The sequence below is a fragment of the Aliiroseovarius sediminilitoris genome (assembly GCF_900109955.1).
Lineage (GTDB): Bacteria > Pseudomonadota > Alphaproteobacteria > Rhodobacterales > Rhodobacteraceae > Aliiroseovarius > Aliiroseovarius sediminilitoris.
Window position 1 is genome coordinate 1,292,863 of record NZ_FOJB01000001.1, and the last position, 10,943, is coordinate 1,303,805.

Below are 10,943 nucleotides of genomic sequence, written 5' to 3' on the forward strand. Positions count from 1 at the left end.
ATGACGACGAAACCATTTACGTGGAAGGAATAGGACCAGATGGCCAGCGATAATGGCGGTCCCTGGGGCGGCGGTGGAAACCGTGACGGCTCTGGTGGGCGTCCCCCCTCGAACGGTGGCGGCAACCGTGGCGGTAAAGATCAACCGCAAATGCCCGAGATTGAAGAACTGATGAAAAAGGGACAGGAGCAGTTGCGCGTCCTGATGGGCGGTCGTGGCGACAAAGGTCGCGGTGGCGGCTCAGGTGGTGGCACCGGCGGGCCCAGCTTCGGACGCGGATCGATCCTGTTGGTGGCGCTGGTCGCTGTGGCGGTCTGGGTATTTGCGAGTTTCTATCGCGTGGACACATCGGAGCAATCGGTCGAGCTTCTGTTCGGTGAACGCTATGGCGTTGGTCAAGAGGGTCTGAACTTTGCGCCCTGGCCCATTGTCACAAGGGAAATCTATCCGGTAACGCGTGAAAACGTGATCAATATTGGTGACGGCACCAATGAAGGCCTGATGCTGACGGGCGACGAAAACATCGTCGATATCGACTATCAGGTCGTCTGGAACATCTCGGACCTCGAGAAATTTGTCTTTAACCTTGCCGCGCCGGAAAACACCATTCGCGCGGTATCGGAATCGGCCATGCGCGAGATTATCGCGCGTTCGCGTCTTTCTCCGATCCTGACCTCGGATCGCGGAATCATTGCTCAGGATTTGCAAGAGCTGATCCAGTCGACGCTGGATGGGTATCAGTCCGGGGTAAACATCGTTCGGGTGAACTTTGACAAGGCCGACCCGCCTGAAGACGTGATTGACAGTTTCCGCGAAGTGCAGGCAGCCGAACAGACCCGCGACACGCTTCAGAAACAAGCCGACGCTTATGCAAACCGTGTGGTTGCAGCGGCACGTGGTGAAGCCGCACAGCTTTTGGAAGAAGCCGAAGGCTATCGCGCCCGCGTGGTCAACGAGGCCGAAGGTGAAGCCGCCCGGTTTATCGCTGTTTACGATGAGTTCGCGAAGGCTCCGGATATCACGCGAAAGCGTCTGTATCTGGAAACGATCGAGAAAGTGATGCGCAGCGTGGACAAGGTGATCCTTGACGACAATGTCGGTGGGGAAGGGGGCGTAGTGCCCTATCTGCCGCTGAACGAATTGACGCGCAAACCAGCGCAAACAACGGACGGAGGGGCGAACTGATGAAACGCACACAAATCATCCTTGTCGCCGTTGTGGCGGTGCTGTTTGGCGCGTTGCAGGCGATCTATATCGTCGATGAACGCGAGGTCGCGCTACGGCTCTGGTTTGGTGAGGTGCAGGCCGAGATCACGGATCCGGGTCTGTATTTCAAGATCCCCGTGCTGCACGAGATCGTCAAATATGACGGTCGGATCCTGCCCCTGGAAACCAGCAAACTTGAGGTGACGCCCGCGGATAGCCGGCGGCTTGAAGTTGACGCCTTCGCACGCTGGCGTATCTCGGACGCCAAGCAATTCCGCCGTGCCGTGGGAGCAAGCTCGATCGCCGGTGCACAACCGCGTCTTGAACGGATCCTGAACGCCGAACTGCGTGAGGTTCTTGGTAAAGTGAACTCTGGCGCGGTTCTGTCTGCCGACCGGGTTCTTCTGATGAACCAGATCCGCGATCAAGCCCGTACGCAGGCGGCGTCGCTGGGGGTCGAGATCATCGACGTGCGCATCAAGCGCGCCGATCTGCCCAAGCAAAACCTTGAAGCAACCTTCGAACGGATGCGTGCAGAACGTCAGCGTCTGGCCGCCGATGAAATCGCACGCGGTAACGAAGCGGCCCAGCGTTTGCGGGCCACCGCAGACCGGACCGTGGTCGAAACCGTGTCCGAGGCGCGCAAGCAGGCCCAGATCATCCGGGGTGAGGCTGACGCCCGCCGCAACGGCATTCTGGCCGATGCACTGGGTCGCGACGAGGAATTCTATGCCTTCCTGCGATCGCTGGAAGCCTATGAAAATTCGCTGCTTGGTGCCAACTCGTCGATGGTTCTGTCGCCGGACAGCGAGTTCTTCGACTATCTGAAATCGGATACGGGCCGGTGATCTCGACGGTTGTGTTTGGGATCGGGCTTGTGCTCGTGATCGAGGGGCTGGTGTTCGCACTGGCCCCTTCGCGTTTGGATGATCTTGTGGCCATGATGGCCGCAATGTCACGTGACCAGCGTCGGCTTATCGGGCTTGTGGCGCTGGCTTTGGGTGTTGTGCTGGTCTGGATGTCGCGTGGGTGATCCAGCGGAAAATATCGTTCGCGTCCAGCGTGTCACTTTGTCCATGCCGCATAATTTACTTGCTATGTGGAGCAAGTTGTTTATCGGTGCCCGAGTTCTTTGCAAAGCAGGCCTATGAAACATACCCCAGATTTTCCGCAATCATCCGATGACACGAAATCCGCGAGGGACTGGGTCAAGACCTTGGCCGCCTATCGCGAACCGAACCAGTGGCGCAGCGCGTTTGAACTGGCGGTCAGCATCGGTCCGTTCATCCTTTTGTGGGGTCTGGCGTGGTTGTCGATGTCGGTCAGTCTTTGGCTGACACTTGCGATTTCAATCGTCAACGCGCTGTTTCTATTGCGTTTGTTTACCATTCAGCACGATTGCGGCCACGGCGCGTTCTTCAAGCAACGCGCGCTCAGTGATTGGGTTGGGCGGGTGATCGGGGTTTTGACACTGACACCTTATGCTGTCTGGCGGCGCACCCATTCGATCCATCACAGCTCGGCCGGACATCTGGGCAAGCGTGGCATTGGCGACATCATGACCCTGACAGTTGACGAATATAACAGCCTGTCACGGTTCGAGCGTTTGCGGTATCGCATCTATCGCAATCCGGTTTTCCTGTTCGGATTTGGACCGGGCTATCTGTTCCTTCTGCAAAACCGCCTGCCGCTTGGCCTGATGAACAGTGCGCGGTACTGGATCAGCGCGATGGGCACCAATCTGGCCATCCTCGCCGCGCTGGTGGTGATCTGGTATTTCGGCGGCTTCTCGGCGCTTTTGCTGATCTTCTTGCCGACCACCATACTGGCCGCGACGGCTGGCATGTGGTTGTTCTATGTGCAGCACCAGTTTGAAGACACGCATTGGAGCACCGAAGAGGATTGGCAATTGCACGACGCGGCCCTTGAAGGCAGCTCGCATTATATCATGCCACCAGTGCTGCAATGGTTCAGTGCCAATATCGGTATCCACCACGTGCACCATCTTTACAGCCGCATCCCGTTCTATCGCCTGACCGAAGTGCTGCGTGACCACGCGGAACTGGCGCAGGCCAACCGCATGACCATAGCCGAAAGCCTGTCATGCGCGCGACTGCATCTGTGGGATGCGAACCGCAAGCAATTGTTGTCGTTCTCGCAGGCCCGTGCGATCTATGGCTCGGTCGCGGGTTAGAACCTGTTGGCATCCTTCCGCGTGTCACGCAGCATTACAGACGTTCACATGCCGGTGAACACTGTTCTGGAGCTTTGCTTTGCGCATTAGTCTCCCTATCTAGAGACTATTCGTGAACGGGCCGAGGCCCGAAACTGTTTCTTGAAAGGAGAGAGGTGTGAAAGTGCAGGCGATTTCCCCCGAACATGCTCAAACGCGGGGCTTACACGCTTTTGTCGGGCTTATCATGGCGTTGGCCATGATCCTTGCAACGGGCTTGCAGGCCGAGGCGCGCAGCGCCCCTGACAGCTTTGCCGATCTGGCCGAACAGGTCAGTCCGGCGGTGGTGAATATCACTACGTCGACCATCATCGCGCAAAGAACCGGCAACCAGCCTATGATCCCGGAAGGCAGCCCGTTCGAAGATTTCTTCCGTGATTTTCTGGATCGCAATCAGCCAGGCGGGCCAAATGGCAATGACAACCAGCCACGCCAGCGCCGCAGTCAGGCCCTTGGCTCGGGTTTCGTGATTTCCGAGGATGGATTCATCGTGACCAACAACCACGTCATCGATGGCGCGGATGAGATCATGATTGAGTTTTTCAACGGTGGCGGTGAATTGCCCGCCAAAGTGATTGGCACCGACCCCAACACCGACATCGCTGTTTTGAAAGTGGAAAGCGACAAGCCACTGCCTTTCGTGACCTTTGGTGACAGTGACATCATGCGCGTCGGCGACTGGGTGATGGCCGTCGGCAATCCGCTTGGGCAGGGTTTTTCGGTTTCAGCCGGGATCGTATCGCAGCGCAATCGCGAGCTGTCAGGTGCCTATGACGACTTCATCCAGACGGATGCGGCGATCAACCGCGGCAACTCGGGCGGGCCGCTGTTCAACATGGATGGCGAAGTGGTCGGGGTGAACACTGCGATCCTTAGCCCCAATGGCGGCTCGATCGGTATCGGGTTTGCAATGTCTTCAGCCGTCGTCAAACGCGTTGTGGATCAGTTGAAAGAATTCGGCGAAACCCGCCGTGGCTGGCTGGGTGTGCGCATTCAGGACATCACCGACGATATCGCCGAGGCGATGGGGCTTGAAAGCACCAACGGCGCTTTGATCACGGACGTGCCGGATGGACCGGCCAAGGATGCGGGCATTCTGCCCAATGACGTCATCCTGTCCTTCGATGGCACCGAAGTGACGAGCACGCGCGAACTTGTGCGCATCGTCGGCAATGCGCCTGTTGGCAAAGCGGTGCGCGTGGTGATCTTGCGCGAGGGGCAGACCGAAACGCTGAAAATCACGCTTGGACGTCGCGAAGATGCCAATGCAGCACCCGGCGATGCCCCGAGCGAGGACGCACCAGACGCGCCAGCAGAAGGCAAAGTTCTGGGCATGACCTTAGGTGAACTGGACGACATGCGTCGCGACGACCTTGGGTTGCCGCCTACGGCTGAAGGGCTGATCGTGCTGGACATCGACGAAGACAGCGAGGCCTTTGAAAAAGGCATTCGGGCCGGTGACGTCGTGGCTGAAGCCGGGCAAGAATCCGTCAATTCGATCGACGCGCTGGAAGCACGTCTTGAGGATGCCAAGGACGGCGGGCGTAAATCGGTGCTGCTGCTGGTGCGTCGCGACGACAACCCACGGTTCGTCGCGCTGACACTGGAATAGGCGACCGACAAAAGAAAACCCCGTGCGGCAGATGCCGAACGGGGTGGCAAGCCCGCGCCAGAGAAGCGCGGGCTTTTTCGTGGTGGTGATCTTACAGCGAGCTGATGTCAGCGCGGCACAGCCCGATATCGTCAAGCTCGCGGTCGCTCAGCTTGGCCAGGGCGTTCCGGGTCATACGGGCGTCATTCCAGACGCGGACCGTGACAACAAGTTTGCGGAACGCGGCGGACAAACGGCCGCCGAATGACGCACCGCTCACAGGGATATATGTCGTTTCGAAAGCAGCCATTTTTCGGATCCTTCTCGGTTAGATAACGGCAACAAGCACGATTGCTTTGGCGGGCATCTAGGCCCGATTTTCGAGGGCGGCAAGATCGCAAAATGCATGACTCATATGCGTTTTCTGCAACGGGTCGCAATTGGGATATGCGAAGTCGAAAACAGGCTGAATCCGTCGATTTTCGACCCGCGACATTCTGTCCGGTGGGACGGCATGTGGCTTAAAAGCCTCACGTTCCCGATCGCGCCAACGGACCTTGGGAATCACTGTCGCCGCAATTGCTTCTGGCGCGTGTTCTCGTTTCGTGCTAGTCCGGTTTGCAACAAGAGCGCCGCGCATCTGTGTGAGCGACCGGACAGAGCAGACAGGGCAGGATAGGACATGCGCGTAATTGGCATTGATCCGGGGCTTCGGAACCTTGGCTGGGGCGTGATCGACACCGATGGCACGCGGATGTCGCACGTGGCCAACGGGATTTGCCATTCGCGCACGGGCGAACTGGCCTCGCGGTTGTTGTCGCTTTATGATCAATTGTCCGAGGTGCTTGCGCTTTATGCCCCCGACACTGCCGCAGTGGAACAGACTTTCGTGAACAAGGACGCGGTTGCCACATTGAAGCTGGGGCAGGCGCGCGGGATTGCACTGCTTGTGCCGGCCAGGGCGGGGCTACCCATCGGGGAATATGCGCCCAACGCGGTCAAGAAAGCCGTGGTGGGGGTCGGACACGCTGACAAGGTGCAGGTCGAACACATGGTGAAGATGCAGTTGCCGGGTGTGCAGATCAAAGGCGCGGATGCCGCCGACGCGTTGGCGATTGCGATCTGCCATGCCTTTCACGCCGGAAGCGCCGGGCGATTGGAAGCCGCGCTCAGAAAGGCGTCAGCATGATCGGAAAGATTGCGGGACGCATCGATTATCGCGCCGAAGATCACGTGCTGATCGACGTGCGCGGCGTGGGCTATCTGGTCTATGTCTCGGACCGCACCATGGCCAGCCTGCCCGGTCCGGGCGAAGCTGTTGCACTTTACACCGAGCTGCTGGTGCGCGAAGACAATCTGCAACTATTCGGCTTCACAACGCTGGTCGAGAAGGAATGGCACCGGCTGCTCATGAGCGTGCAGGGCATCGGGGCGAAGGCGTCGATGGCGATCCTTGGCACATTGGGGCCGGACGGGGTCAGCCGCGCCATTGCGCTGGGTGACTGGAACGCGGTCAAGGCGGCCAAAGGCATCGGCCCCAAAACCGCGCAGCGCGTGGTGTTGGAGCTGAAAGACAAGGCGGCGTCTGTCATGGCGCTGTCGGGGCAGGCATCGGTTGCCACTGGCTCCTTTGTGCAGGATGACGCGGTGATCGAACCGTCCACACCCTCTGCGCCTGTCACCGCGCCCGTGTCCACAGGCAACGCCGCCGCACAATCCGAAGCTCTGTCGGCCCTGACCAACCTTGGCTACGCGCCCGGCGAGGCGGCGTCCGCCGTGGCACAGGCCTTGGGCGAGGATACGACGCTCGACACGTCCGGCCTGATCCGCGCCGCGCTGAAACTTCTTGCGCCCAAAGGGTAGGGGGCTAGAAAGAACGCATGACCGCCTCTGACCCTGTGAACACGCCGGACCCGACGCTGCGCCCCGCGCCGCGCCCGGAAGACGCGGAAGATACCAACCGCGCCCTGCGCCCGCAAACGCTGGGCGACTTCATCGGACAAGCCGAGGCGCGGGCCAACCTGCGCATTTTCATCGAAAGCGCGCGCAAGCGTGGCGAGGCGATGGACCACGTGCTTTTTCACGGCCCGCCCGGTCTGGGTAAGACGACGCTCGCGCAGATCATGGCGCGCGAGTTGGGCGTGAACTTTCGCATGACATCCGGCCCGGTGTTGGCCAAGGCCGGTGATCTGGCCGCGATCCTGACCAATCTGGAAGCCAATGACGTGTTGTTCATTGACGAAATTCACAGGCTCAATCCGGTGGTCGAGGAAGTGCTGTATCCCGCGCTGGAAGATTTCGAACTGGATCTGGTGATCGGCGAAGGCCCCGCCGCGCGCACCGTGCGGATTGAATTGCAGCCCTTCACGCTGGTGGGGGCCACCACCCGCTTGGGCCTTTTGACCACGCCGCTGCGCGACCGGTTCGGTATTCCTGTGCGGCTGCAATTTTACTCCGTCGATGAACTGCACGAGATTGTCACAAAAAACGCGATCAAGCTGGGCGCCCCTGCGGACACAGATGGCGCGCGTGAAATCGCGAAACGCGCCCGCGGCACCCCTCGGATCGCGGGGCGGCTCTTGCGCCGCGTGGTTGATTTTGCGGTGGTTGAGGGCGACGGGCGCATCACGCGCGACCTCGCCGACAATGCGCTGACGCGATTGGGCGTTGATCATCTGGGTCTGGACGGCGCGGACCGGCGCTATCTTGGCTTGATGGCCGAACATTATGGCGGCGGCCCGGTGGGTATCGAAACCCTGTCCGCCGCGCTTTCCGAAAGCCGCGATGCGCTGGAAGAGGTGATCGAGCCGTTCCTGCTGCAACAAGGGCTGATCCAGCGCACCCCGCGCGGGCGGATGCTGGGCCAGATCGCGTGGCGCCACCTTGGCCTGACTGCCCCGGCACCGCAGCAACGTGGCGAGGGACAAGGACAGCTTTTCGACGGTTGACCCTTGAAACGCGCGTCCTTTTGCGGGACATCACGGCTCAGATCAGGAGACGCAGATGACCGCCCCCCTTATGACCCCGGAAGACGTGACCGCACATTTTACCCGCGCCAATGGCGACTTCACCTTCGCCCGCTGGGGTCGCCCGATTGTGCCAGTGGTGTTCGGTGTCGAAGACGCCACGCTTGAGGTCGTCAAAGGTGCGGTCGAAGCGGTGGTCATGCTGGCCGGTCACAAGATGGCCGAAACCGACCCGGAACTGGGCGCTAACCTGATGGTGTTCTTTTTTCGCGATTGGGACGAGCTTTTGGACGTGCCGAAACTCGACGAGATGATCCCCGGACTGGTGTCGCTTGTGGCCCGGCTGAAGGCGGAAAGCGCCACCCAATACCGCGCGTTCCGGTTTGACGATGACAATGCCATCCAGGCTTGTTTTACGTTTGTCTGCATGCAAGGCGCGATGGCCGAACAACCTGCCGATACCATTGCCCTGACCCAAGCGGTTCAGGCTGTTCTGGTGTGGGGTGATGGTGCGTTTTCGACGAACAGCCCCCTTGCCCTGTTGCCTGATGGTCAGACCATCCTGCGCCCGGAGATCGCTGGGTTGATTGGGGCGTCCTATGATCCGGTGCTGCCCGCAGCCGCCAATGATCCCGCCCATGCGCTGCGCCTGTTTGCGCGGATGCAGGTGCAAGCGGCACAAGATCAGACACAGCATTAAATGCGCAGCTTTCTGGCTCTTCCCCTGCCGGATGACCTGGCCGCGCAGCTTGCCGGATTTGCCGGGCGGCTGAGGGTCGGACGTGCGATGCCCGAAGAAAACATCCACCTGACCCTGGCGTTTCTGGGTGAGCAGCCCGTCCAGGCGCTTGAAGACCTGAACACGGAGTTGGAGGTTTGGCGCGCTCCGCCTGCGACCGTTGATCTGGCCGGTCTGATCACCATGGGCGGAGTGGTGCCATCCGTTCTTGCGCTCAAGGCCGATGGGGTGGATGCGCTGCACAATCAGGTCAAACAAGTCATTCGTCGCGCCGGGATCACGCTGCCCCATAGACGGTTTCGCGGCCACGTGACGCTGGCCCGCCTTCCACACACGCCCACGGCGAACGACGCGCCGGCCCTTGGCCGCGCGCTGGAAGCCCATGGCGCGATTCGATACCCGACCGTGACGCTCGACACCCTGTCGCTTTACCGCTCCGATCTGCGCCCGGACGGCGCGCGATATCAGCGGTTGGCAGACTATCCCCTTCGCGGCTAGGGTCGGAGCGAGCAGAACCAAGAGGCCCTGATGCACCGTTTTCCCATCCGCGTTTATTATGAAGATACCGACATGGCGGGGATCGTCTACTACGCCAATTATCTGCGCTATATCGAACGCGCGCGGTCCGATTGGGTGCGTGATATCGGGATCGACCAGAACGCGATGCGCGAAGACGGTCTGGTGTTTGCGGTGCGCCGGGTCGAAGCGGACTATCTGTCCTCGGCGCGTTTTGACGAAGAGTTGCAGGTTGAAACATCTGTTCAGCAGGTCACAGGCGCGCGACTTGTGATGGAGCAGGTGGTCAAACGCGGCGAACAGCGTTTGTTTGAAGCCCTTGTCACCATCGTCTGCGTGTCGGACACCGGCCAACCTGCCCGGCTTCCGGCAAATATCCGCCGTCTGGTTCACTGACCCCACGGCTTTCATGCCGATGACGCGGTTTTGATGGCATTCCCCGTGGCAATCCGCTATGAAACGTGCAGATAAGCTGCCCAAAGAGGTGGCGGTACAGAGGCAGACATATGGAAACGGAAACGCTTCAGGCGGCGGCGGAGATCGATTTCTCCTTCCTCGCCCTTTTTCTTCGCGCGACATTCACGGTCAAGCTGGTGATGCTGATTTTGATTGCGGCTTCTATCTGGTCGTGGGCGATCATCATCACGAAACACATGGCGTTTCGCCGCGCGCGCGCTGATGCCGCGTCGTTCGACCGCAAGTTCTGGTCGGGCGAACCGCTGGACGAGTTGTTTGACCAGATCGGACCAACGCCCAGTGGATCGGCGGAAAAGGTCTTTTCCTCAGGAATGCTGGAATGGCGGCGCAGCCACAGGGCCGATGGCGGGTTGATCGCCAACGCGCAATCCCGCATCGACCGATCGATGGACGTGGCCATCGCCAAGGAAGGCGAAGAGCTGAACAAGGGGCTGAGCTTCCTGGCGACTGTAGCTTCGACCGCACCGTTTGTGGGACTGTTCGGCACCGTCTGGGGCATCATGAACGCCTTTGTCGAAATTGCGCAGCAGCAGAATACCAACCTGGCCGTCGTCGCCCCCGGCATCGCCGAGGCGCTTCTGGCGACCGGTCTGGGCCTTCTGGCCGCCATCCCGGCGGCGGTATTTTACAACAAGCTGAGCGTGGACAGCGACAATATCCTGGCAAGCTATGAAGCCTTCGCAGACGAGTTCGCCACCATCCTCAGCCGCCAGCTGGACAGCTGATATGGGCGCGGGTGTGCAACAAGGTGGGGGCGCGGATCGACGCGCCCGGCGCGGTCGCCGTCGCGGCAAACATCGCCGCGTGATGGCCGAGATCAACATCACGCCCTTCGTGGACGTGATGCTGGTGTTGCTGATCATCTTCATGGTTGCCGCGCCTTTGATGGTTGTGGGCGTACCGGTGGAACTGTCCAAGACGGCCGCCAAATCGCTGGACGCGCCCGAGGAAGAACCGCTGGCGATCACCATCACCGAAGACGGCCAGATCTTCCTGCAAACCACAGAGATCGCGCAGGGTGAACTGATCACCAAGCTGCGCGCGGTAGCTGCGGAACGCACAGATAACAAGGTGTTCTTGCGTGCTGATGGGCAGGTGGAATGGGATGCGATTGCCAAGGTGATGGGTGCGCTGAATGCGGCCGGGTTTACCTCGATCGGGTTTGTGACCGAAGGTGGCGGGCCAAGTCTGACCGGCACGGACAACTAGGGCAGG

14 protein-coding genes are annotated in these 10,943 nt (G+C 60.2%); 13 read left to right on the top strand and 1 reads right to left on the bottom strand.

What is annotated here, in order from left to right:
- The first annotated feature begins 39 nt into the window (after window positions 1-39).
- From hflK to BMY55_RS06520, 5 genes are all read left to right on the top strand, one after another.
- Window positions 40-1,185 carry an FtsH protease activity modulator HflK gene (hflK, locus tag BMY55_RS06500; RefSeq protein ID WP_091429287.1) on the top strand — a complete coding sequence of 382 codons (1,146 nt, stop codon included), beginning with the start codon at window positions 40-42 and terminating at the stop codon, window positions 1,183-1,185.
- Window positions 1,185-2,054, top strand: a complete 870-nt coding sequence (gene hflC, locus BMY55_RS06505) for a protease modulator HflC (RefSeq protein WP_091429289.1) — start codon at window positions 1,185-1,187, stop codon at window positions 2,052-2,054. The genes hflK and hflC overlap by 1 nt, the downstream gene beginning before the upstream one ends.
- Entirely contained in the window at window positions 2,051-2,239 is a 189-nt protein-coding gene (locus BMY55_RS06510; RefSeq protein WP_407639013.1) for a DUF2065 domain-containing protein, read from the top strand. Before hflC ends, BMY55_RS06510 begins: the two co-directional genes overlap by 4 nt.
- A 114-nt stretch (window positions 2,240-2,353) precedes the next feature.
- A complete protein-coding gene (locus BMY55_RS06515; protein WP_091429291.1) occupies window positions 2,354-3,400 on the top strand; it encodes a fatty acid desaturase in 1,047 nt (348 codons plus the stop codon).
- Between the two features lie 226 nt (window positions 3,401-3,626).
- Window positions 3,627-5,051 carry a Do family serine endopeptidase gene (locus BMY55_RS06520; RefSeq protein WP_091429293.1) on the top strand — a complete coding sequence of 475 codons (1,425 nt, stop codon included), beginning with the start codon at window positions 3,627-3,629 and terminating at the stop codon, window positions 5,049-5,051.
- Window positions 5,052-5,142: 91 nt separating this feature from the next.
- Here the strand turns inward: BMY55_RS06520 and BMY55_RS06525 are convergent, their stop codons facing one another.
- On the bottom strand, window positions 5,143-5,340 hold the full coding sequence (locus BMY55_RS06525; RefSeq protein WP_091429294.1) for a DUF1127 domain-containing protein: 198 nt from the start codon (window positions 5,338-5,340) through the stop codon (window positions 5,143-5,145).
- A gap of 372 nt (window positions 5,341-5,712) precedes the next feature.
- Between BMY55_RS06525 and ruvC the strand changes: the two genes are divergently transcribed.
- The 8 genes from ruvC (at window position 5,713) to BMY55_RS06565 (ending at window position 10,937) form a co-directional block, all read left to right on the top strand.
- Entirely contained in the window at window positions 5,713-6,219 is a 507-nt protein-coding gene (gene ruvC / locus BMY55_RS06530; RefSeq protein ID WP_091429296.1) for a crossover junction endodeoxyribonuclease RuvC, read from the top strand.
- Complete coding sequence (gene ruvA, locus BMY55_RS06535) at window positions 6,216-6,893, top strand: Holliday junction branch migration protein RuvA (protein ID WP_091429297.1); 678 nt, start codon at window positions 6,216-6,218, stop codon at window positions 6,891-6,893. Before ruvC ends, ruvA begins: the two co-directional genes overlap by 4 nt.
- A 17-nt stretch (window positions 6,894-6,910) precedes the next feature.
- The gene (gene ruvB / locus BMY55_RS06540; RefSeq protein WP_407639014.1) at window positions 6,911-7,978 is read left to right on the top strand and encodes a Holliday junction branch migration DNA helicase RuvB; all 1,068 of its coding nucleotides are present in this window, start codon (window positions 6,911-6,913) and stop codon (window positions 7,976-7,978) included.
- Window positions 7,979-8,033: 55 nt separating this feature from the next.
- A complete protein-coding gene (locus BMY55_RS06545; RefSeq protein WP_091429298.1) occupies window positions 8,034-8,696 on the top strand; it encodes a hypothetical protein in 663 nt (220 codons plus the stop codon).
- Entirely contained in the window at window positions 8,697-9,233 is a 537-nt protein-coding gene (gene thpR / locus BMY55_RS06550) for an RNA 2',3'-cyclic phosphodiesterase (protein WP_091429300.1), read from the top strand. It begins immediately after the preceding gene.
- A gap of 27 nt (window positions 9,234-9,260) precedes the next feature.
- Complete coding sequence (gene ybgC, locus BMY55_RS06555; RefSeq protein ID WP_091429301.1) at window positions 9,261-9,647, top strand: tol-pal system-associated acyl-CoA thioesterase; 387 nt, start codon at window positions 9,261-9,263, stop codon at window positions 9,645-9,647.
- A gap of 110 nt (window positions 9,648-9,757) precedes the next feature.
- Window positions 9,758-10,453, top strand: coding sequence for a protein TolQ (tolQ, locus tag BMY55_RS06560; protein WP_091429303.1), 696 nt, complete (start codon window positions 9,758-9,760; stop codon window positions 10,451-10,453).
- A gap of 1 nt (window position 10,454) precedes the next feature.
- Window positions 10,455-10,937, top strand: a complete 483-nt coding sequence (locus tag BMY55_RS06565; protein ID WP_091429304.1) for an ExbD/TolR family protein — start codon at window positions 10,455-10,457, stop codon at window positions 10,935-10,937.
- Window positions 10,938-10,943 lie beyond the last annotated feature (6 nt).

Coding starts and splice junctions, on each gene's coding strand:
- ruvB (WP_407639014.1), top strand. CDS start 6,911: ATGACCGCCTCTGACCCTGTGAACACGCCGGACCCGACGCTGCGCCCC.
- BMY55_RS06565 (WP_091429304.1), top strand. CDS start 10,455: ATGGGCGCGGGTGTGCAACAAGGTGGGGGCGCGGATCGACGCGCCCGG.
- hflK (WP_091429287.1), top strand. CDS start 40: ATGGCCAGCGATAATGGCGGTCCCTGGGGCGGCGGTGGAAACCGTGAC.
- BMY55_RS06525 (WP_091429294.1), bottom strand. CDS start 5,340: ATGGCTGCTTTCGAAACGACATATATCCCTGTGAGCGGTGCGTCATTC.
- BMY55_RS06515 (WP_091429291.1), top strand. CDS start 2,354: ATGAAACATACCCCAGATTTTCCGCAATCATCCGATGACACGAAATCC.
- hflC (WP_091429289.1), top strand. CDS start 1,185: ATGAAACGCACACAAATCATCCTTGTCGCCGTTGTGGCGGTGCTGTTT.
- ruvA (WP_091429297.1), top strand. CDS start 6,216: ATGATCGGAAAGATTGCGGGACGCATCGATTATCGCGCCGAAGATCAC.
- thpR (WP_091429300.1), top strand. CDS start 8,697: ATGCGCAGCTTTCTGGCTCTTCCCCTGCCGGATGACCTGGCCGCGCAG.
- tolQ (WP_091429303.1), top strand. CDS start 9,758: ATGGAAACGGAAACGCTTCAGGCGGCGGCGGAGATCGATTTCTCCTTC.
- BMY55_RS06520 (WP_091429293.1), top strand. CDS start 3,627: ATGGCGTTGGCCATGATCCTTGCAACGGGCTTGCAGGCCGAGGCGCGC.
- BMY55_RS06545 (WP_091429298.1), top strand. CDS start 8,034: ATGACCGCCCCCCTTATGACCCCGGAAGACGTGACCGCACATTTTACC.
- ruvC (WP_091429296.1), top strand. CDS start 5,713: ATGCGCGTAATTGGCATTGATCCGGGGCTTCGGAACCTTGGCTGGGGC.